This window comes from Mesorhizobium sp. M0207, assembly GCF_040321995.1.
Taxonomy (GTDB): Bacteria; Pseudomonadota; Alphaproteobacteria; order Rhizobiales; family Rhizobiaceae; genus Mesorhizobium.
Genome location: NZ_JAMYSQ010000036.1, coordinates 21381 through 43282 on the forward strand (window position 1 = coordinate 21381; position 21902 = coordinate 43282).

At 62.4% G+C, this 21902-nt stretch carries 18 protein-coding genes; 11 read left to right on the plus strand and 7 right to left on the minus strand.

Annotation, left to right across the window (positions count from 1 at the left end):
* Nucleotides 1-32: 32 nt before the first annotated feature.
* Nucleotides 33-836 carry a DsbA family protein gene (locus NKJ15_RS30100; RefSeq protein WP_352451092.1) on the minus strand — a complete coding sequence of 268 codons (804 nt, stop codon included), beginning with the start codon at nucleotides 834-836 and terminating at the stop codon, nucleotides 33-35.
* A 70-nt stretch (nucleotides 837-906) separates the two neighbouring features.
* Nucleotides 907-2301, minus strand: coding sequence for a M48 family metalloprotease (locus NKJ15_RS30105; protein ID WP_352819374.1), 1395 nt, complete (start codon nucleotides 2299-2301; stop codon nucleotides 907-909).
* Nucleotides 2302-2446: 145 nt separating this feature from the next.
* Here NKJ15_RS30105 and NKJ15_RS30110 point away from each other — a divergent pair, with 145 nt between their 5' ends.
* Nucleotides 2447-3595 (plus strand): pyridoxal phosphate-dependent aminotransferase, encoded by a 1149-nt coding sequence (locus tag NKJ15_RS30110; RefSeq protein ID WP_352819376.1) that lies wholly within the window; start codon nucleotides 2447-2449, stop codon nucleotides 3593-3595.
* An 11-nt stretch (nucleotides 3596-3606) separates the two neighbouring features.
* On the plus strand, nucleotides 3607-4554 hold the full coding sequence (locus NKJ15_RS30115) for a glutaminase (protein WP_352819378.1): 948 nt from the start codon (nucleotides 3607-3609) through the stop codon (nucleotides 4552-4554).
* A 196-nt stretch (nucleotides 4555-4750) separates the two neighbouring features.
* Here the strand turns inward: NKJ15_RS30115 and NKJ15_RS30120 are convergent, their stop codons facing one another.
* Nucleotides 4751-7780: an Rne/Rng family ribonuclease gene (locus NKJ15_RS30120; protein WP_352819380.1), complete on the minus strand. Its 3030-nt coding sequence runs from the start codon at nucleotides 7778-7780 to the stop codon at nucleotides 4751-4753.
* A gap of 667 nt (nucleotides 7781-8447) precedes the next feature.
* Between NKJ15_RS30120 and NKJ15_RS30125 the strand changes: the two genes are divergently transcribed.
* The 7 genes from NKJ15_RS30125 to NKJ15_RS30155 all read left to right on the plus strand — a co-directional run bounded on the left by NKJ15_RS30125 (nucleotide 8448) and on the right by NKJ15_RS30155 (nucleotide 15926).
* Nucleotides 8448-9710 carry an N-acetylmuramoyl-L-alanine amidase gene (locus tag NKJ15_RS30125; RefSeq protein ID WP_352819382.1) on the plus strand — a complete coding sequence of 421 codons (1263 nt, stop codon included), beginning with the start codon at nucleotides 8448-8450 and terminating at the stop codon, nucleotides 9708-9710.
* Between the two features lies 1 nt (nucleotide 9711).
* Nucleotides 9712-9894: a hypothetical protein gene (locus NKJ15_RS30130; protein WP_352684833.1), complete on the plus strand. Its 183-nt coding sequence runs from the start codon at nucleotides 9712-9714 to the stop codon at nucleotides 9892-9894.
* 30 nt (nucleotides 9895-9924) lie between these two features.
* A complete protein-coding gene (locus tag NKJ15_RS30135) occupies nucleotides 9925-12381 on the plus strand; it encodes a penicillin-binding protein 1A (protein WP_352472768.1) in 2457 nt (818 codons plus the stop codon).
* Nucleotides 12382-12548: 167 nt separating this feature from the next.
* A protein-coding gene (prfB, locus tag NKJ15_RS30140; protein ID WP_352451084.1) for a peptide chain release factor 2 occupies nucleotides 12549-13680 on the plus strand; the annotation gives its coding sequence in 2 pieces (ribosomal slippage) (nucleotides 12549-12614 and nucleotides 12616-13680; 1131 coding nt in all).
* A 473-nt stretch (nucleotides 13681-14153) separates the two neighbouring features.
* Nucleotides 14154-14540: a hypothetical protein gene (locus NKJ15_RS30145; RefSeq protein WP_031212810.1), complete on the plus strand. Its 387-nt coding sequence runs from the start codon at nucleotides 14154-14156 to the stop codon at nucleotides 14538-14540.
* Between the two features lie 195 nt (nucleotides 14541-14735).
* Nucleotides 14736-15104, plus strand: a complete 369-nt coding sequence (locus NKJ15_RS30150; protein ID WP_023679923.1) for a GFA family protein — start codon at nucleotides 14736-14738, stop codon at nucleotides 15102-15104.
* A 174-nt stretch (nucleotides 15105-15278) separates the two neighbouring features.
* Nucleotides 15279-15926, plus strand: coding sequence for a YiaD family glycine zipper/OmpA-like lipoprotein (locus NKJ15_RS30155; protein WP_254817106.1), 648 nt, complete (start codon nucleotides 15279-15281; stop codon nucleotides 15924-15926).
* A gap of 90 nt (nucleotides 15927-16016) precedes the next feature.
* On the opposite strand, the gene NKJ15_RS30160 is transcribed toward NKJ15_RS30155, so the two are convergent.
* Together NKJ15_RS30160 and NKJ15_RS30165 are read right to left on the minus strand one after the other, a co-directional pair.
* Nucleotides 16017-16295, minus strand: a complete 279-nt coding sequence (locus tag NKJ15_RS30160) for a DUF2798 domain-containing protein (protein ID WP_502906963.1) — start codon at nucleotides 16293-16295, stop codon at nucleotides 16017-16019.
* A 44-nt stretch (nucleotides 16296-16339) separates the two neighbouring features.
* Nucleotides 16340-17224: an NmrA family NAD(P)-binding protein gene (locus NKJ15_RS30165; protein WP_352819384.1), complete on the minus strand. Its 885-nt coding sequence runs from the start codon at nucleotides 17222-17224 to the stop codon at nucleotides 16340-16342.
* Nucleotides 17225-17351: 127 nt separating this feature from the next.
* On the opposite strand from NKJ15_RS30165, the gene NKJ15_RS30170 reads away from it, so the two are divergent.
* Nucleotides 17352-18245 carry a LysR family transcriptional regulator gene (locus NKJ15_RS30170; protein WP_352819386.1) on the plus strand — a complete coding sequence of 298 codons (894 nt, stop codon included), beginning with the start codon at nucleotides 17352-17354 and terminating at the stop codon, nucleotides 18243-18245.
* Nucleotides 18246-18385: 140 nt separating this feature from the next.
* On the opposite strand, the gene NKJ15_RS30175 is transcribed toward NKJ15_RS30170, so the two are convergent.
* On the minus strand, nucleotides 18386-19981 hold the full coding sequence (locus NKJ15_RS30175) for a DEAD/DEAH box helicase (RefSeq protein WP_352819388.1): 1596 nt from the start codon (nucleotides 19979-19981) through the stop codon (nucleotides 18386-18388).
* 347 nt (nucleotides 19982-20328) lie between these two features.
* Here NKJ15_RS30175 and NKJ15_RS30180 point away from each other — a divergent pair, with 347 nt between their 5' ends.
* Nucleotides 20329-20982 (plus strand): outer membrane protein, encoded by a 654-nt coding sequence (locus NKJ15_RS30180; RefSeq protein WP_352451078.1) that lies wholly within the window; start codon nucleotides 20329-20331, stop codon nucleotides 20980-20982.
* Nucleotides 20983-21063: 81 nt separating this feature from the next.
* Here NKJ15_RS30180 and NKJ15_RS30185 read toward each other — a convergent pair whose 3' ends face one another.
* Nucleotides 21064-21837 (minus strand): NAD kinase, encoded by a 774-nt coding sequence (locus NKJ15_RS30185; protein WP_023679915.1) that lies wholly within the window; start codon nucleotides 21835-21837, stop codon nucleotides 21064-21066.
* Nucleotides 21838-21902: the final 65 nt, after the last annotated feature.

Here is a 21902-nt window from a genome sequence, read left to right on the forward strand (position 1 = left end):
AACCCGCAGCCTAATCGAAACCCGAATGCTGATCAGAGCGCGGCCTTCGCCGCCTCGATCTTTTCGGCCAGCACTTCCTGGCCAAGCGCGCCGAACACCACCTCGTTGCCGACGACATAGGACGGCGTTCCGGTGATGGCGAGCTTGGTGGCGAGATCATAGGTCTTGGAGAAGGCCTCGGTGATGCTCGGGTCCTTCATCTTTTCGCGCAGCGCCGCCTCGTCGGCGCCGAGCGACAGCGCCACCTTGATTGCCGCCGCCTCGGTGGCGCGCCCCTGGCCGCCGAGTAGCGCATTATGGAATTCGCCGTATTTCTCCGGCTTCATCAAATGGAAGGCCATCGAGACGACGCTCGCCTTCTGCGAATCCGGGCCGAGGATCGGGAACTCCTTGAGTACGAAGCGCAGGTCCGGATCGGCCTTGGTCAGCGCGCGCATGTCGTCGATGGCGCGTTTGCAGTAGCCGCAATTATAATCATAGAATTCGACGATGGTGACCTTGCCGTTCGGATTGCCGACAACACCGTCGAATGAGGAATTGAAGATCTGGTCCTTGGCGTCTTTGATGACGCCGAGACTGGCGACGCGCTGTTCTTCCTTCTGCTTGGCCTCGAGTGCCTGCTGGGCTTCCAGAAGCACTTCCGGGTTCTTCAGCAGATAGTCGCGGACGATGCCTTCGACTTCGGCACGGTCGAGCTTGGTACCTGAGGACGTCGTCTGGGCAAGCTGTGCCGTGCCGGCCTTCGCCGTCTGCGGATTGCCGGCGACGAAGCCGAACGCCAGCATGGCGAGAGCCGCTGCCACTCCGGTAGTGCCCAGCAGAATTGCCTTTGTCATGATCCTCGATCCTCTTGCCTGTGTTCGGGTCCGCCCGGTTTGGCTGTGTCGCAGCCTGCGTCCGAAAGGTTCACTTCTTCTTACCTGATGGTGCGTAGTTTATAATGTCCTGCGCGCGAAGCCAGCCCGGCTCGCCACGCTTCATGCTCTGCTGCGCCCGCATGGCGAAGATTTTCGCATTCTTGTAGTCGCCGGAATAGAAATGCCCTTCGGCGGTTGCAAGCTCGGCGGCCGGGATGTTGCCGAGTTCCCCGTAAGCCTGTGCCAGATAGCGGTATCCGGCGGCGTTTTCGCGGTCCCGTCCGAGGCCGGTGTTGATCTGCGCCACCGCCTTCTTCAGCGAATCCTGCGTGCCGATCGCCATCAGCGCCTGGCCGTACGAGACAGGCAGCAGCCCGGATCGCGCCGGATCGAGGCTGACCGACTTGGCATAGGCGTCCGCCGCATCCTTCGGCCGGTTCGCCTTCATCAGGATGTCGCCGCGTAATTCCTGGAAATAGGGATTTTTCGGCTGTTCCTTGATCAACGCGTTGGTCTTGGTGAGCGCCGACGCCAGATTGCCGAACAGATAGGTCATCTGCGCGTCGCCATAGCGTGAGGCGAGGCTGCCGGGGTTCTTGCGCATCAATCGCGACGCCGCCGCCTGGCCCTGCATGTAGGCGGCGATCTTGATGCGCATCATGTCGTGGCGCTGCTGCAGTGCCGGCGGGTCGACCTTGTCGACGTAAGGGCTCTGCTTCACCAGCACTTCGAGATTGGCGATACGCTCCTGCGGCATCGGATGGCTGATCCTGTAGGGATCGACTTGCGCGCCCGAGAGCGACAATGCGTTCTGGAAGCGGCCAAACGTCTTCAGCATGCCCATGCCGGATTGGCCGGTTGCATTGAGATAGGTGATCGCCGAACGGTCTGCGGTCATCTCTTCGGTGCGCTGATAAGCGAGGATGCTGCGTTGCGCCATCTCGCCGCCGCCGGCCACCACGCCCATGCCGGCGCCGGCGAGACCGTGGCTGTTGCTGGTGGCGCCGGCCACCATGGCGCCGGCGCCAAGCAGCGTCGCCAGGATCGCCATCGTCTTGGCGCGCTCGAGCTGTTCTCGCAATTTCTGCTGGTGTCCGCCGGCGATATGGCCGGCCTCGTGGGCAATGACGCCAATGATCTCGTTGGGCGTTTCGGCCGTCATCAGCGCGCCGGTGTTGATGAACAGCCGGCGGCCGGCAACAAAGGCGTTGAAGCTCTGGTCGTTGACCAGCACGATGTTGATGGCGTCGCCCGACAAGCCCGCCGCCTTGAAGATCGGCCGCGCGTAATCGCGCACCAGCGCCTCGATCTCGGCATCGCGCACAACCGGCATATTCTGCGCAAAGGCATTGACCGAGCCGGCCATGGCGACCACCGCGGCAAGCAAAAGCGTCGCGAGGGCGCGCGCTGTCCTGGCGATCGTCGATTTGGGTCGGCTCAACATGGCAGGTCCACTGGTAGACGAGTGGGCGAAGGATGAAAAGTCGGCAGCCTAAACTTACCGAACTTGTGATCCCCACACCAATCGGGCATTTGTGCGGCGCGGCCAGCATGGCCGGCACGTGCGGACAAGTGTGGTGGATTGAAAAATGGTTGTTTCGCTTTCGCGCCGCGGCGCGGTCGAACCGTTCCATGCCATGGACATCCTGGCCGAGGCGAATCGGCTGAAAGCCCAGGGCCTGCCGGTCGTTTCCATGGCCGTCGGCCAGCCTTCCGATCCGGCGCCGGCCGGGGTTCGCGAAGCGGCGGCCAATGCCTTGAAGACAGGCCGCATCGGCTATACCGACGCGCTGGGCCTCGCCGGCCTGCGCAAGGCGATCGCGGCGCATTATGGCGAGCATTACGGGCTTGACGTTTCGCCCGAGCGGATAGCCGTCACCACCGGATCGTCGGCTGCCTTCAACCTCGCTTTCCTGGCAATGTTCGATCCAGGCGACCGCGTCGCCATCGCTGCGCCCGGCTATCCTGCCTATCGCAACATCATGGCCGCGCTCGGCATCGACATCGCCGAGATCGAGTTGGACGGCGCCGCCTATCTGCATGCCGAGCACCTGCAAGCCGCGCACCGCGAAAAACCGCTGAAGGGCGTGCTGTTCGCCAGCCCGGCCAACCCGACCGGCGCGGTCATTCCCGCCGGCGATCTCGAGGCGCTGGTCAAAACGGCGCAAGAGCTCGGCATCGCCGTCATCTCGGACGAAATCTATCACCGGCTGGCCTATGCGGCGCCCGACACGACGGCGCTTGCTTTCGGCGCGGATGTGACGGTGATCAATTCCTTCTCGAAATATTATTGCATGACCGGCTGGCGCATCGGCTGGATGGTGCTGCCGCAGGAACTGGTGCGGCCGGTCGAGCGCATCGCCCAGAGCCTCTACATCTCGCCGCCCGAACTGTCCCAGATTGCCGCGATCGAGGCGTTCAAGGCGACGCCAGAGCTGGAAGCGGTGAAGGCGCGCTATGCCTGGAACCGCGAGCTCCTGATGCAACGCCTGCCGGAGCTCGGCTTTGCTTTGGCCGCGCCTATGGACGGCGCGTTCTACGCCTTCTGCGACGTCACCAGGCACACCAATGACAGCATGGCGTTTGCGCGCCGGATGCTTGCCGAGGCGCATGTGGCGGCGACGCCGGGCCGCGATTTCGACCCGCTGCAAGGCCATCGCACGATGCGCTTTTCCTATGCCGGCAGCCACGACGACATGGTCGAGGCGATGGCGCGTATCGAACGCTGGCTGAAGTAGCGGGGGCGACGATGCCGGAGCTTGAACAGGCGCCTCAACTTGAACAGGCGTTGCGCGAGGTCGCCGCCGAAATGGCGGAGCGTACCGATCGCGGCGACGTCGCCAGCTATATTCCCCAACTCGGCAAGATCGATCCGAAAAAATTCGGCATTGCCGCGGTGACCAATGACGGCCGCGTGCTGACCGCGGGCGATGCCGACGAGGCGTTTTCGATCCAGAGCATCTCAAAGGTGTTCACGCTGACGCTGGCGCTCGGCAATGTCGGCGACGCGCTGTGGCAGCGGGTTGGGCGCGAACCTTCGGGCAATCCGTTCAACTCGATCGTCCAGCTCGAGCACGAGAACGGCATTCCGCGCAATCCATTCATCAATGCCGGCGCCATCGTCGTCTCGGACATCCTGCTTGCCGGCCATCAGCCGCGCGAGGCGATCGGCGAGATCCTGCGCTTCATCCAGTTCCTGGCCGATGACGACACCATCATCATCGACCGCGAGGTCGCGGCGTCCGAACGCGCCACCGGCTTTCGCAATTTCGCGCTTGCCAATTACATGAAATCGTTCGGCAATCTCCACCATGCGCCGGAACTGGCGCTGGGTGTTTACTTCCATCATTGCGCTATCGCCATGAGCTGCCGGCAACTGGCCCTGGCCGGCCGCTTCCTCGCCAATGGCGGCAAGAACCCGGCGACCGGGCATTCCGTCGTCTCGGCAGAGCGCGCCCGCCGCATCGGCGCGATGATGCTGACCTGCGGCCACTATGACGGCTCCGGCGACTTCGCTTTCCGCGTCGGCATTCCCGGCAAGAGCGGCGTTGGCGGCGGCATATTGGGGATCGTGCCGGGGGTCGCCTCGCTTGCCGTATGGTCGCCAGGCCTCAACGCCAACGGCAATTCCAGGCTGGGTTCGATCGCGCTGGAAAAACTGGCGAAGACGATGAACTGGTCGATCTTCGCACCATAAGCATTTTGCAGCCAAATGGAATCATTTGGCGTCCGCACAAATGCAGCAAAACAAACAGTTAGAGCGGAATGCCCCATTCAATTGAATGCATTCCGCTCTGGTGCCTGTCGCCTGAATTGGAGCAAAAAATCCCGCGCAGCCGATCCGCAGCGCGGGATTTTTTTAATCAGAAAGTCTGGCTAATGCGCGGAAAAGCTTAGAAAAAGCCCTTCCGCTGCCACCAGCCGGCACGCTTCGGCTTGTCCTCGGCCTTTGCTTCCTCGGCCTTTGCTTCCTCGGTCTTTGCCTCGTCGGCCTTTGCCTCGTCCGGGACGATCGAGGAGACGACCGGCACGACCGGAGCATCCACCGGTACGGGCTTGCGCCGCGACGGCCGGGCCTTCGGCGTTTCCTCGGCAGCCGCCGCTTCGGTCTCCTGCGGAACCGGCGTGGGGGTCTCGCCGGAAGCCACGGAGGCGGCCTCGGCAGCCGATGTCTCGGCGCCCGCAATCTCGGCAACTGCATCCGCCGCAACCTTCTTCGGCTTGGCGGTACGGCGCGGCTTCTTCGGCTTTTCGGCGCTCGGCGTGTCGTCATTCGCCGGAGCACGCACCGCAAGCTCTTCGGCCGGCGGCGCACCTTCCGGCTCGCCGGTCACGGGCTGTGCTTCCGACACGGCACCTTCCGTCATGGCGGCCGGCTCGCCGGCGCTGGCTTCGATCTCGCCTTCGCCCTCTTCGCGGCGATTGCGCTTGCCGCCGCGCTTGCCGCGCCGGCGCTTCTTGCCGTGACCGTCGTCCGCCGCTTCCGCCGTTTCGGCAACACCGGCCGGCGCTTCACGTTCCGCTTCGGCACCTTGATCGCCGGCGGCTACGAAGGCATCGTCTATCGGCGCCGAAACGGAAGCACCTTCCACAGCAGCGCCATGCTCGCGATCGCCATGTTCGCGTTCCCCGTGCTCACGATCCCCGTGTTCACGATCCCCATGTTCACGATCCTTGCCGCCGCGCCGTCTGCGGCGCTTGCGGCGCTTGCGATCGCGGCCTTCGCCGTCCTCGCCGGACCTTGGCTGCTGAGGCTGCTGGGCAGGGCGTGGCTGCTCGGCCTGCACCGGTGCCTCGTCTTCCTCTTCGATGACGATCTCGTCCTCGGGTTCTTCCGGCTCGACATAGGCCGGGAACGTGCGCGCCTCGACAAAGCCTTCCGGCTTTTCGGCCAACGCGCCGCGGAAGATGGCATAGTGTTGTGCACCGACGGCGTCATCGGCTTCGATGGTGATGGTCACGCCGAAGCGATGCTCGAATTCCACCAGCGTGCCGCGCTTGTGATTGAGCACATAGAGCGCGGTCGCCGCCGGCGTCCGCACCGTGATGTGGCTGCGCGAATCCTTGAGCAGGAATTCCTCGATTGCCCGCACCACCATCAGCGCGACCGACGAATCGGAGCGCACATGGCCGGTGCCGCCGCAATGCGGGCAAGGCTTCATCGTCGATTCCAGCACGCTGGCACGGATGCGCTGGCGCGACATCTCCATCAGGCCGAAATGCGAGATGCGGCCGACCTGGATGCGGGCACGATCGTTCTTGAGGTGATCCTTCAGCCGCTTCTCGACGGAGCGGTTGTTGCGGTTCTCCTCCATATCGATGAAGTCGATGACGATGAGGCCGGCGAGATCGCGCAGCCTCAATTGCCGGGCGACTTCCTCGGCGGCTTCCAGATTGGTGTGAAGTGCGGTGTCCTCGATCGAGTGCTCCTTGGTGGAACGGCCCGAATTGACGTCGATGGCGACCAGCGCTTCCGTCTGGTTGATGATGATGTAGCCGCCGCTCTTCAGCGTCACCTGCGGCTGCAGCATGCGGTCGAGCTGCGCTTCGATGCCGTTGCGCACAAAGATCGGCGTCGTGTCGCGGAACGGCTGAACCACCTTGGCGTGGCTCGGCATCAGCATGCGCATGAAGTCCTTGGCCTCGCGGTAGCCTTCTTCGCCGGAAACCAGGATCTCGTCGATATCCTTGTTGTAAAGGTCGCGCACCGAGCGCTTGATCAGGCTGCCTTCCTCGTAAACCAGGGCAGGGGCCGTGGATTGCAGCGTCAGATTGCGGACGTTTTCCCAAAGCCGCATCAAATATTCGTAGTCGCGCTTGATCTCTGCCTTGGTGCGGCTTTCGCCTGCCGTACGCAGGATGACACCCATGCCTTGCGGCACTTCGAGATCGGCGACCACTTCCTTCAGCCGCTTGCGGTCCTGCGCATTGGTGATCTTGCGCGAAATACCGCCGCCGCGGGCCGTGTTCGGCATCAGCACCGAATAGCGGCCGGCCAACGACAGGTAGGTGGTCAGCGCTGCACCCTTGTTGCCGCGCTCTTCCTTGACGACCTGCACCAGCAGGATCTGCCGGCGCTTGATCACTTCCTGGATCTTGTACTGGCGACGGACCGGCTTGCGGCGGTTGCGCACTTCTTCCAGCGCGTCCTCGGCGCCGACCGATTCGACCTCGTGATCGTCCGGATGCGAGGATTGCACCTCTTCCAGCATGCCGCGATCATTGTCTTCGGAGGTTGCTTCGCCGCTTGTCTCGGCCCCGCTTGTCTCGGGCCCGCTTACCTCGACTTGCGGGACGGCTTCCGAGATTACGTCGGCATCGACGCTGGCAGCGATGGAACTGGAACCGCCTTCGGACGGCTCGGTCTCACCGCGATCGGCGGCTTCATCGCTCTGCCCGGCGGCACCCTCGCTCTGTCCGGCAATGTCGGACATGGTGTTGTCGTCAACGGCATCCAGCTTTTCTGCGACGACATCTTCGCCGTTCTCGCCATTCTCGCCGTCGGCCGCGCCTGCCTCGCGCCTGTGCTCGCCGCGGTCGCGGCTCTTGCCGCCGCGCCGGCGTCCGCGCTTGCCACGGTCGCGGCTCTGGCGGTCCTCGCCTTCGGCGGCTTCCTCGTCCTCTTCGTCCTGGGCTTCCTGTGCTTCCGCACGCAGCAGCGCCTGACGGTCGGCGACCGGAATCTGGTAGTAGTCGGGGTGTATTTCACTGAAGGCGAGGAAACCGTGACGGTTGCCGCCATATTCGACAAAGGCTGCCTGAAGGGAAGGTTCGACGCGCGTTACGCGGGCGAGATAGATGTTTCCTTTGAGCTGCTTCTTGTCCTGGGATTCAAAGTCGAATTCTTCAATACGGTTACCGCGAACGACGACAACGCGTGTTTCCTCCGGGTGGGAGGCGTCTATCAGCATTTTGTTGGGCATTATTTCGTTTCCTCCCGGCAGCCGTCGGCCGCAGCTTGCAGGACACTGCCCGCTGCCGTGGACCTGGAACATGGGTGCCGGACAATTGAACGTCCGCCGGCCGCTGCCTGAGCGCCATGGCGGTGCCGCCCGCAGCCGTAGTGGCGCGGTTTGTTGCGGACCTTTCCATGATTGCGCTTGAAGCCATCGTCACCAGCAGAACCTTTTGAACCAAAGCCCGGAAAAAACCGGACCAGCTTGTTTGCTCATACAGAGCCGGCACGGGACAATCCCGGCCGTTTTGCTCACGCAGGCGATTCCCCCGCCACGGGAGCACGCCTGCGAAAATCGTCGCGATCACCGATGCCTTCTTCGCCTGAAGCAAAAGGAGCCGTCTTGCGTCTGACCTGTAGCAGGAAGCTGCGGAGGAGGACGGTTCCAGGATTGCAGTGATCCACCATCGCTTTTATGATTTGGCGGGTTGGAAGGCAACCCCGATTCCCGATGCCGGCAAAAAGCCGTTCCGCAGCGGAAGCCCAGGTTCCAAGCCTTCCATGAAAAGGCTTGGTTAACCTTCTCTGGATACCAATCGTTAATCGAGTTCGCGGCCTGCCAGCACTTTGACAAGCAATAGGGCACTTCGACAAGCGATCGGGCATGACGCCAACGTGGAGCGATTGGTAGAAAGATGGGACTGGCAGGCTTCGCAGACAAGGGCCGTCATCATGGAGGCTGGTTGTTCCGCACCGCCTGCCTGCTGCCGCTGATCCTGGCTTGCCTGGTCTTTTCGCCGCTTTCGCGTGCTGCCGACGTACCGCTCGGCGCCACAAGCTACAAGATGGCCGGCGATGCCACCAAGATGCGCATCGTCATCAATTTCGACCGCGAACCCGACATCAAATGGTTCCTGCTGCGCGGCCCCGATCGCCTGGTCATCGATCTGCCGGCCACCAGATTTGCCCTCAATGCCAAGGATGTAAAGCCGCGCGGCCTTGTCCGTGCCGTGCGTTACGGCGAGCTCGGCGAAGGGAAATCGCGGCTGATTCTCACCGGCAAGGGACCGTTCGCCGTCGACAATCTCGACGTGCTCAAGAACGGTGACGGCAACGGCTACCGCATCGCCATCGATATGTCGGCGGCCTCGCAGCGGGAATTCGACGCAGCGCTCGCCAATCAGGCGCTGACCACCGGTTCGACGGTCTCCGCCGACAAGGCCGGCAGGGTCGGTACCGGGCCGGTCTCCAATCCGGGCCATCGTTTCACCGTCGTCATCGATCCCGGCCATGGCGGCATCGACGGCGGTGCCGAGGGCCTGAACGGGACGGTCGAAAAGAACGTGACGCTCGCCTTTGCCATGGAACTGCGCGACAAGCTCGCCGCCAGCGGCAAATATGACGTGTTCCTGACGCGCGAAACGGACGAGTTCCTGCGGCTCGACGACCGCGTGCGCATTGCCCGCCAGCATGAGGCCGACCTGCTCATCTCGATCCATGCGGACACGATCAGCCTCAAGGGCATTCGCGGCGCAACCGTCTACACCGTGTCCGACAAGGCTTCCGATCCCGAGGCGCAGGCGCTTGCCGACCGTGAAAATCTTTCCGACCAGTTCGCCGGCATGGAGATCAAGGACGACAGCAAGGAAGTGACCGATATCCTGATCGACCTGATCCGCCGCGAGACGCATAATTTTTCGATGAGCTTCGCCCATACTCTCGTCGGCCAGCTTTCCACCAGCGTCGGTCTGATCAAGAACCCGCAGCGTTCTGCCGGCTTCAAGGTGCTGAAAGCGCCGGACGTTCCATCCGTGCTGGTCGAACTCGGCTATCTGTCGAACGCCAAGGACGAAGCGCAGTTGCTCAGCGCCGATTGGCGCAACAAGGCGACCCAGAGCATAACCAACGCCGTTGCCCTGTTTGCTTCGGCCAAGAGCGGAACGGGGGCCGGAGGCTGAAATGTCCGCCGGCGCCCACAACCTGAAGCAGCGTTGCACGGCGACAACATCCTGTGCTTTTATTTCCGGCATTCGAAACCGAAATCCCGCGCTGCCGTATTTTGCCCACATGGTCGCGACATGGATTTTGCGATTACGGTTTGGGATCGTCCCGAAAGCTTGCGTGAAGGGCGGCTTCGTTTAGGAAATTCCCGAACCAAGGACTGGAGCGGGTATGATTCGTCTCATTGGCTATTTCTTCGGCATCGGCACGACGCTGGCCCTTTTGGTCGCGGCGGGCGTGGCGATCTATATCGGCCATTTGTCGAAGGACCTGCCCGATTACGAGGTGCTGGCCAAATACGAGCCGCCGGTGACGACCCGCATCCACGCGTCGGATGGCGCGCTGATGGCCGAATATGCGCGTGAGCGGCGGCTTTATCTGCCGATTCAGGCGATCCCGGATCGTGTCAAGGCGGCCTTCCTGTCGGCCGAGGACAAGAATTTTTACAATCACCCCGGCATCGACGTGACCGGCCTTGGCCGGGCCATTGTCGTCAACCTGCAGAATGTTGGTTCGGGAAAGCGCCAGGTCGGCGCCTCGACGATTACCCAGCAGGTGGCGAAGAACTTCCTGTTGTCTTCAGACCAGACCTACGAGCGCAAGATCAAGGAGATGATCCTCGCCTTCCGCATCGAGCAGGCCTACTCGAAGGATCGCATTCTCGAGCTCTATCTCAACGAGATTTTCTTCGGCTTCGGCGCCTATGGCGTCGCCGGTGCTGCGCTCACCTATTTCGACAAATCGGTGAACGAGCTCACCGTGGCCGAAGCCGCCTATCTCGCCTCCCTGCCGAAGGGGCCGAACAACTACCATCCCTTCAAGCATGCCGATCGCGCCTTGGAGCGCCGCAACTGGGTCATCGACCAGATGGTCGAGAACGGCTACGTCACGCATGAAGAAGGCGAGAAGGCCAAGGCCGAGCCGCTCGGCGTCACGCCGCGCCGCACCGGCAACTATCTCTTCGCCGGGGAGTATTTCACCGAGGAAGTGCGTCGCCAGATCATCGCGCGCTACGGCGAGAATGCGCTCTACGAAGGCGGCCTTTCCGTCCGCACGACGCTCGATCCGAAGATGCAGCTGATTGCCCGCAAGGCCATGCAGAACGGACTTATGAAGTTCGACACGCTGCGCGGCTACCGCGGGCCGGTCACGAGCATCGACGTTTCCGGCGACTGGGGCGTGCCGCTGGGCAACGTCAAGCGGTTGGAGGACGTGCCGGAATGGTCGCTCGCCGTCGTGCTCGACAGCTCGGCCACCGGCCTGTCCATCGGCCTGCAGCCGACGCGCCAGATCTCCGGCGAAATCGTCAAGGACCGCGTCGAAGGCACCGTCAGCAAGGAAGACATGAGCTTCGCCATGCGCCACGTGGTCGACGGCAGGACCGTCAAGGCGAAGTCGCCCGCCGACGTGCTGAAGCCGGGCGACGTGATTTTCGTGCAGAAGAACGACGGCTCGGACAACAGCTACAGCTTGCGCCAGGTTCCCGAAGTGGAAGGCGGCCTGATCGCCATGGACCCGCATACCGGACGCGTCCTGGCCATGGTCGGCGGTTTCTCCTACGCGCAGTCGGAGTTCAACCGGGCGACGCAGGCCATGCGCCAGCCGGGGTCGTCGTTCAAGCCGATCGTCTATTCGGCCGCCCTCGACAATGGCTATACGCCCGCCTCCGTGATCATGGACGGGCCGATCACCATCCAGAGCGGCAACACGACCTGGACGCCCAAGAATTACGACGGAACGGTGGCCGGCCCGGCGACGTTGCGGTCCGGCATCGAGAAATCGCGCAATCTGATGACGGTGCGGCTTGCCAACGACATGGGCATGAAGCTGGTCGTGGAATATGCCGAGCGTTTCGGTGTCTACGACCACCTGGCGCCGTATCTGCCGATGGCGCTGGGATCCGGCGAGACGACGGTGATGCGCATGGTGTCGGCCTATTCGATCATGGCCAATGGCGGCAAGTCGATCAAGCCGTCGCTGATCGACCGTATCCAGGACCGCTACGGCAAGACCGTCTTCAGGCAGGACGAACGCGGCTGCTCGAACTGCAACGCCGCCGAGTGGCAGAACCAGCCAGAGCCGGAGCTGGTCGACAATTCCGAGCAGGTGCTCGATCCGATGACCGCCTACCAGATCACATCGATGATGGAGGGCGTCGTGCAACGCGGCACCGGCGCCACCATCAACGAGCTCGGCCGTCACATCGCCGGCAAGACCGGAACGACCAACGACGAAAAGGATGCCTGGTTCATCGGCTATACGCCGAACCTCGTTGTTGGCCTCTATATGGGCTACGATCAGCCGAAAGGCCTTGGCAAGGGCGCGACCGGCGGCGGCCTTGCCGCGCCGATCTTCAAGGATTTCATGCGCGTGGCGCTGGACGGCACGCCCAATGTCGACTTCAAGGTTCCGGACGGCATGAAGCTGATTGCGATCAATCGCAAGACCGGCATGCGAGCCAACGCGGGCGACGCCGGAACCATCATCGAAGCCTTCAAGCCGGGTACCGGTCCCGCCGACAGCTATTGGGTGATCGGCATGGGTGCGGACGGCTCCAACGCCACCGGCGGGGCGCTGTCGCCGCAGGCCAACCAGGCCATCCAGTCGGGCGGCGGCGGGCTCTACTGACAATCGCTACATCGGGTCGGGCCGGCTTGACGATGATGGTCGAGCCGGTCCATTCCGCTTTACAGGGGCCGGTACATTACAGGGGCCGGCGCTTTACAGGAGACCGTGCCGTCCCTATGTATCGCGCCATCAAACCGCCATCCAGCAACAGGACAGAACAGCCAGCCATGCGCGCGGAAACGCAAAATATTGTCGACGAGATCAGGCAGGCGATCACCCTGCTGAGGAGGCATCTTTGACTGGGACCAAGCCATAAAGCGGCTTGAGTACCTGAACGTCCGTGCCGAGGATTCGAGCCTCTGGAACGAGCCGCTGGAAGCGCAAAAGCTGATGCGCGAGCGTCAGGGCCTCGAGGAAGGCATTGCCGCGGTCAAAGGCCTCACCCAGGCCCTGGAAGACAATATCGGGTTGATTGAGCTTGGCGAGGAAGAGGGCGACGAGGGCGTCATCGCGGAGGCCGAAGCGGCGATCCGCTCGATGCGCGGCGAGGCCAAGGCGCGCCAGATCGAAACGCTGCTGTCGGGCGAGGCTGACGCCAACGATAGCTATCTGGAAGTCCATGCCGGCGCCGGCGGCACCGAAAGCCAGGACTGGGCCTCGATGCTTCTGCGCATGTATACGCGCTGGGCCGAGCGCCGGCGCTTCAAGGTCGAGGTGCTTGAAGTGCATGACGGCGAAGAAGCCGGCATCAAGTCGGCCACGCTGCTGATCAAGGGCCACAACGCCTATGGCTGGCTGAAGACGGAATCGGGCGTGCATCGTCTCGTGCGGATTTCGCCCTATGACAGCAATGCGCGCCGCCACACCTCCTTCGCCAGCGTCTGGGTCTATCCCGTCATCGACGATACGATCGACATCGACGTTTCCGAATCCGACGTCCGTATCGACACGTATCGGTCGTCGGGATCGGGCGGCCAGCACGTCAACACCACCGATTCGGCGGTGCGCATAACCCATCTCGCCACCGGCATCGCGGTTGCCTGCCAGGCCGAGCGCTCCCAGCACAAGAACAAGGCCAAGGCCTGGGAAATGCTGCGCTCGCGGCTTTACGAGGAAGAGCTGAAGAAGCGCGAAGCGGTGGCGAACGCCACCGAAGCGTCGAAGAGCGATATTGGCTGGGGCCACCAGATACGGTCCTACGTGCTGCAGCCCTATCAGCTGGTGAAAGATCTGCGCACCGGTGTCGAGAGCACCAGCCCGTCGAGCGTGCTCGACGGCGACCTCGACGATTTCATGGAAGCCTCGCTGTCGCAGCGGATCGAAGGTGGCGCCGGCGAAACGGTGGCCGATATCGACTGAGGCCGCCGGGCACCAATCCGGCAGGAATGTGGGTTCATCACGCGAGAGTTACGGCCATCGCGCGAGAGTGACGAGCTCTCAATTTGCACTTACCTGTCGTTCTACAACTTTGTTTTTCATCGGATTTTTCAAAATCGATTTCCGCTTTTTGACGCGGATGCCGCGGGCCGCCGGTGCCAAGCCTGGAACCAGCGCGAGCCAAATCCCGTTATTGGCGATCCCGCTGCCGGGGTTGACCAGGTTTCGTCAATCAGGACGGCAGGTTGGTTCCGGCCGCAGAGGTCGGCGTTCGGTTGCGACAGCAATTGCTTGCGCCGACCAAGGAATCAGCCCAGCATTCATGCGCTGGGGAGGAAAAAAGCATTTATGGCCGGACGCGGCGTATCTGCGACCTGACGATCCGGCCACTGGGAAGACACGTTCCGGGAACGGGCAAGCGAAATGCTTGACAACCGTTGATAGGAACTGCGCTCATGCCTGCTCTCACAACCAGACCGGCCCCAGTCGCCCGCACGGCGCGCCGACTCCTGAATTCACTTGTCGCGGCAGTGGTTTTGATAGCTGCCGCCATTCCATTTGCGGCGCCTGCTCTGGCGCATGATGCCAAGCCGACCGCGGCCATGCCGCAAGGCTGGAGCTATCCCTTCTCCTGCTGCTCGGGCTATGATTGCCGCGAGGTCTCTCAGACATCGATCAGCGAACGTCCCGAGGGCTATGTCATCAAAGGAACCGGGGAAGTCGTGGCCTATAGCGACAAGCGGATCAAGAATTCGCCCGACGGCGAATATCATTGGTGCTCCGTTGCCGGTGCCAATGACGGAAAGACCATCTGCCTGTTCGTGCCGCCATCGTCCTATTAGCGCATGACGCCCAAAAGCTTGCCGACGGGCTGACCCGAGCGTGTGCGGCGGCTTTGGATCGATGAGCCTTCGATCGCCACTCCAGCATTTTTAACCTGTGCATCGCAGGCTCACAGGTCGCTGACAGGCAGTTGTCAGGAGCGTTTCTTTATGCTGCCTTTGCCTACGGGCGGCGGCATTGTGAGGGACCAATCCATGACCATCAAGGCAAGCTGCCACTGCAAGGCGACGACGTTCGAGGTCTCGCAAGCGCCGCAGACAGTGACGCGATGCACCTGTTCCTTCTGTTCAAAACGCGGTTCGTTGTGGGCCTATTACACCCCATCGCAATTCAGGCTCACCAGCCCGCCGGAGAATGTTTCGTTCTACCAGTGGGGATCGAAAACCATAAAACACGGTTTTTGCGCCACCTGCGGCTGTGGCACCTTCACCGAGACGCCGGACTGGTCGACAGGCGAGCCGAATTTCGACAATCCGAAGATCAGCGTGAACTCGCGGCTGTTCGACGATTTCGATCTCGACAAGGTCGAAGTGGTGGTCATCGACGGCAAGAATCTCTGGTAGCCGGTCGAATTGCGGTGGTCGCGCGAGCCGCTGCAGGCGTGTGGAATTGAGCCGGGGAAAGCCGCGGCAGCGGCTTTTGCTGGTCCGCTTTTCGCCGCATTTCATGTTACAAGTCGCTGGAAGGGCTGATGCGGTGCGCCGTTGCGCGGCCGTGGAATGGAGAGGGACCACCATATGAAAAAGATTGTGCTCGCCGTCGTGGCGACGGCTGTGCTCGTGAGCGCATGCACCACCGATCCCTACACCGGGGAACAGAAGGTTTCCAACACCGCTGCCGGCGCCGGTCTCGGTGCTTTGGCGGGTGCCGGGCTCGGCATGCTTGCCGGCGGTAACGACCGCCGCAACGCGCTGATCGGCGCGGGCATCGGCGCGCTTGCCGGCGGTGCCATCGGTGCCACCATGGACCAGAACGAGGCCGAACTGCGCCGACAGCTTCAGGGCACAGGCGTCAGCGTCACCCGCACCGGCGATCAGATCATCCTCAATATGCCGTCCGACATCACCTTCAACGTCGACCAGGACGCGGTGAAGGCCGGTTTCTATCCGGTGCTGAATTCGGTGGCCCTTGTGCTGAAAAAGTTCCGCCAGACCACCGTCGACGTGTTCGGCCACACCGACTCGACCGGCAGCGACGAGCACAATTTCGACCTGTCGCAGCGCCGCGCCCTGGCGGTCGCCAACTATCTGTCCGGGCAGGGCGTCGATTCCCGCCGCTTCGCCGTCACCGGCTTCGGCAAGACGCGTCCGATCGCCTCCAATGCGACGGCTGCCGGCCGGGCTCAGAACCGCCGCGTCGAGATCCAGCTGTCGCCGCTCACCTGAGGCAAGCACATGAACCGAGAGCGGCCCCGCAAGGGGCCGCTCCAATGGTTATGCCGGGCCACCGACCGTCGGCGCCCTTCGTTCGTGATGTCAGGACCGGGCCGGCTGATCGACAATCGCGGCAACGATCCGGCGCACGATCGGAAGCACAATCAGCAGACTGGGAAACGCGACAAGCCATGAAGCGCCCCATGCATAGCTCCAGGCCGCTATAAACCCGTTCGTCCAGCCTGCGCCGATTGCCGTCGAAACCGCCGAGACAATCGAGGACATCAGAATCGAAAGAACCAACGGCATCACCACCGCGCCGTAGGAGGGCGGCAGCTTTCTCAACTTGAAGGCTCGATCCGGTGATGCTTGCATCGACATCTTCCTAATCAAAAAAATTTGCGTAGGGGTTATTGTAAGGACGATCAGGCGGCATATGCCGTCTGCAGCGCCAATTCCTGAATGAAGCTTCGCAGCGAACGCGGCTCGCGGCCAAGCACGGCACGCAACGTCAGGCTGTTCCCGCCGAGGCCGTATTTGGCGTAGTGGCTGTGTACTTTGGCCAGCATCTGCAACTGCCGGTCGGTATAGGGAAGGCGGGCCTTCGCCGCCCAGTCCTGAAATGTCGGCTCGCCCGCCGAAACCGGCCGGCCAAGCGCTTCGCTCATCATGGCGACGACCTCTTCGCGGCTGTGCATACCGTCGGCGCACAGCTCGAGGGTCGCATAGGACAAACGCGCTTCGGTCAGTGCGATTGCCGCCACTTCAGCCACATCGCGATAGTCGACGCGGGCGAGCTTCGCCGTCCTTGGAAACGGCTCGGCGAAAACGCCGTGCTCGACGACGGACGGCCAGGCCGGCGCGATATTTTGCATGAAATTGGCCGGGTGCAGAATGGTGTACTCCATGTTCGTCGAATAGAGGGCAGCTTCAACGGGTACCTTGCTTGCATGGTTTTCCAGCCTCGTATTGGTCGGCTGGATCACCGACGAAAAGACGAACTTTCGAACGCCTGCTCGCGCCGCCGCCTCAACCATGGCAACCCCCATGGCGGCTTCGTCGGGAGCAAAGGCCGGTCCGATGTGAAAGACACCGTCGATACCTTCCACGGCCTGCTCAAGGCTCTGACGGTTGCGCAGATCTCCGATCGCGATTTCGGATGCGCCGGCTTTCCGGGCTTTTTCGGCGGCCGCGGCGTCACGAACAAGCGCTCGAACCCTGGCATTGCGGCGGACGAGTTCAGGCACTACCAAACCGGCAACGCGGCCTGCGGCGCCTACGACCAGGACCGTTGGACTGGGTGTTCGCATGACGATCTCCTTCCTTCGAGTCTGCCTTTCGGCCTGTGCAGAGAAGATAAAATCTAGCGAACTTCGTTACAATTGATCGGTTTTGCGATAGTTTCTCCCGATTTTCGGTAGAAAGGAGCGATGAGCGATGAGCCGGATAGATGATTTCGAAGCCTTCATTGCCATTGTCGAGCATGGCAGTCTGACGGCTGCCGCACGCCGGCTGAACCGCTCACTGCAGTCGGTCAGCCGGTCCCTGGCGACATTGGAGGACTCAATCGGGGTCGAGCTTCTGCACAGGACGACACGCCGCTCGACGCCGAGCGAAGCCGGAGCGGCCTTTTTCCAGCGCATCAAACCCGCCGTCGAGGAAATTAACGAAGCCAGGCTTCAGGCGGCCAATCGACGGTCGGAGCCATGGGGCATCCTGCGTGTCAGTGCCCCGGTTCTGTTCGGCCCGGACTTCCTCGTGCCGGTCATCGCCGATTATATGCGGACATATCCCCGGGTCGAGGTTGACCTCCAGCTTTCCGATGAATTTGTCGATCTCGATGCCGAGCGCCTCGATTTGGCTGTCCGAATCGGCAATTTGCCGGATTCCAATTTACGTGCGAAGCGCCTGGGCGCGCTGCGGCGCGTGGTGTTCGGCGCACCTGCCTACTTCCAGCAACACGGCCGACCGGCCCATCCGCTCGAATTGCGTGAGCATCAATGCATCGTACGAACCGTCGACGGCCGCCCAGGCGAATGGATGTTTCAGATTGAAGGCAAGCCCCGGCCGGTGAAGGTCGCGGGTACCTTCCGGTCGAATTTGATGATATCGATCTATGCGGCCGCGGTTCACGGATTGGGTCTGGGCTACTCGCCGCTTTGGCAGGTAAAGCACCTGGTGGACGATGGCCGCCTGGAACTGGTTCTAACCGAATTCGAGCCGGTGCCGGTGCCGATACACGCCGTGTGGCCGGAAGGCAGGTCGTCCTCAGCCAAAGTTCGCGCTTTTCTGGACCTGCTGGCATCCCGCCTGGAGCTCAGGGATCTTTAGCCACATAGCGAGCCTAGCGGCATACGGATCGCCGGCAGCACCAAAATCGACCGCCTCGCAGCAACGCCACAAGATTACCGAGAGCAGTACTTCTCAAAAGAGGGTGCTTCGCGCGTCGGCGGGGCCGCGCGCGAGCCGTGTCAGACCTTGGCGACGATCCGCATGAAGGCCGGCATGTCGTCGCCGAAGCCGACGGTCGCGTCATTGTCTTCCTGGCGCTGGCGGGCAGGGCGCTCGCGCTGCGGCCTGGTGTCGCCCCGTTCCGGCGCGCGCCGTTCGTTGCGATCGGGCGAAGCCTTGCGTTCAGGTGAAGCCTGGCGCTCGCTGTTTTCCGAGCGGATCGCCTCTTTGCGGGTACGCCGCTCGTCGATGTCGGCGACGGTGGCTTCGGCCACGACCGGCTGTTCCTCGCTAACTGCTTCTGGCGCTGCTTCTTCGCTGCGCTTGGCGTGGCGTTCACGCGGTTTGCGCTCGCCCCTGTCCTTGGCGTCGTCCTTGCGGCCGGCACGGCGTGGCGCACCGCGGCCACGGCGCGGGGCCTCATCCTCGCCGCCTTCGCTGGCAACGACCGTCGACAAATCGCCGTCATGCCACTCGATCTTCGTGCCGATCAGCCGCTCGATGGCGTCGATGTATTTGGTGTCCGACTTGGTCGCGATGGTGAAGGATTTGCCCGAGCGCCCGGCGCGGCCGGTACGGCCGATGCGGTGGACGTAATCCTCCGCGTGGATCGGCACGTCGTAATTGAAGACATGGCTGACATCGGGAATGTCGAGGCCACGCGCCGCGACATCCGAAGCAACGAGGTAGCGCAGCTTGCCGTCACGGAAATTGGCCAGCATCTGCATGCGCGCGCGCTGGTCCATGTCGCCGTGCAGGGCGCCGGCGTCGAAGTCATATTTCAGCAGCGAGCGGAACAGCTCCGATACCTCGATCTTGCGGTTGCAGAAGATGATGGCGTTCTTCAGCTCGGCATCCTCGGCTTTCATCAGATTGCGCAGCGTCTCGCGCTTGTCCCAGGGTTTCGGGCCGGATTTCACCAGCCGCTGGGTGATGTTGGTGGCGGCCGATGCTGCCTTCGACACTTCGACGCGCACCGGTGCGTGCAGGAATTTCTCGGTGAGCTTGGTGATTTCCGGCGGCATCGTCGCCGAGAAGAACAGCGTCTGCCTGGTGAACGGAATCATCTCGCAGATACGCTCGATGTCGGGGATGAAGCCCATGTCGAGCATGCGGTCGGCCTCGTCGATGACGAGGATCTCGACGCCGTTGAGCAGGAGCTTGCCGCGCTCGCGATGGTCGAGCAGGCGGCCGGGGGTCGCGATCAGCACATCGGCGCCGCGCTCGAGCTTCTTGTCCTGCTCGTCGAAGGACACGCCGCCGATCAGCAGTGCGATATTGAGCTTGTGGTTCTTGCCGTATTTGACGAAGTTTTCCTCGACCTGCGCGGCGAGCTCGCGCGTCGGCTCGAGGATCAGCGTGCGCGGCATGCGCGCGCGGGCGCGGCCCTTTTCCAGCCGGGTAAGCATCGGCAGGACGAAGGACGCCGTCTTGCCGGTGCCGGTCTGGGCAATGCCCAGCACGTCCTTGCCGAGCAAGGCGTGCGGGATAGCACCAGCCTGGATCGGCGTCGGCTCGGTGTAGCCGGCATCGGTAACTGCGGAAAGGACCTTCGGCGACAGGCCGAGGTCTGCGAAGGTCAACGCTTCTTGAGCGATCTGGGTGTCTGAGGACAAGTTTGGCTGTCTTTGGCTGGTTCGGGGGCGCAACATATGCAGTCGCGGCAAGCGCCGCGCGCCTGCAAGATTGGTATTGCAGGTAGGCGCAAGCCCACGATTTGTCAACACAAACGGGCGGCATTGGTGCGATTGTGAAGCCGTAAGCTTAATCGCGATGGTTACCGCTCGTCGATGGCCCGCTGTTCAGCAAGGCGACATTCTCGCATCAGCGCAGGTGTTGCAGATCAGCAACGCCAGGGTGCATTCATTCTGACCACACGCCAAAGTATCATTTGAGATTTGAAATAACTCAGAAAACTAGCCACAAACGATTCATCCATTTTCTTGGCTAGGGGGGCCACATTATGAAGAAAGCTTTTCTCTCCGCTGCGTTTCTGGCAGCGGCCTTGACTCCGGCGATCGCGGCCGATGTCGTGGAGTTGCCGGTCGCATCAACGTATAACTGGACGGGCCTCTATCTAGGCGCACATGTCGGCGGTGGCAGCAGCAAAGTAGACTGGGAATATACTGGTGGCGGGACGGCTGATCATGATGGCAGCGGCGCCCTGGGCGGCGTCCAGGCCGGTTACAATTTCCAGAGCGGAAATATAGTCTATGGCGTCGAGGCGGACATCTCGGCCGCCCATATCGATGGCGGCACGGACTGTCCGAACCCCACCTTCTCTTGCGATTCCGATGTAAAGATGCTCGGATCGCTGCGTGGCCGAATTGGCTATGCGATGGATAGGCTGCTGATCTACGGTACCGGCGGTCTCGGCTTCGGCAGGGTTGAGATTAGCACAAGCGGTCCGATCGGGACCAACGGCACCTCGAAAACCAGAGCAGGCTGGACCCTGGGCGCGGGCCTGGAATATGCCTTTACCGATCACTGGTCGCTCAAGGGCGAATACAAATATTTCGATCTGGGCAAGAGCGATTATACAGTCGACACCGGCCTGAATGTCGAAGCAAAGGTCCGCATACACACCGGAGTCATCGGCTTGAATTACAAGTTCTGATCGCAACGATCGGCCGCCGCAACACTTGTGTTGTCAAATAGGAACCCGGCCTCGTGCCGGGTTTTTATTTGCACGGTCTGTTCAATACCTGAACTGTTCGGCGAGAATGCGCTCGTTCCACGAATGGTTGGGATCGAACAGCAGCGTCGCCGTTGCCGTCGGCGATTCCCTCACCGTGACCGTCGTCACCGCCTTGACCTCGGTGTGGTCGGCGGCGGCATTCACCGGCCGCTTTTCCGGCTCCAGAATGTCGAAACGCACGATCGCCTTGTTGGAGAGCAGCGCGCCGCGCCAGCGGCGCGGACGAAACGGGCTGACCGGGGTCAGCGCCAGCAGCGGAGCGTCGAGCGGCAGGATCGGCCCGTGCGCCGACAGATTATACGCGGTCGAGCCGGCCGGCGTCGCAATCATCACGCCGTCGCAGTGCAATTCCTCCAGCCGCTCTTGCCCATCCACGGTGATGCGGATCTTGGCCGTCTGGTACGACTGGCGCCAAAGCGCGACCTCGTTGATCGCGAGCGCCGAAATCGTCTCGCCTTCGGCCGTCACCGCCTGCATCTCCAGCGGACGGATCGTTTCGGCAACGGCCGCCGCGATGCGCCCGGTCAAGCCGCTGGCGCGGTATTCGTTCATCAGAAAACCGATGGTGCCACGGTTCATGCCGTAGACCTTCTTTCCCGTGCTCATCGTCTCACGCAGGGTCTGCAGCAGAAAGCCGTCGCCGCCGAGCGCCACGACGATCCCGGCTTCTTCGACGGAGGCCTGGCCGTAACGCGCAGAGAGGCTTTCCAGCGCTGCATTGGCGTCGGCTGTACCGGATGAGACGAAGGCGAAACGGCTGGCGGTTTTGCTCATGGCTCTCAACGACAACCGATTGGCGACGACCGTCTGGCGACCGATTGGCGGCGACCGGTTGCTGG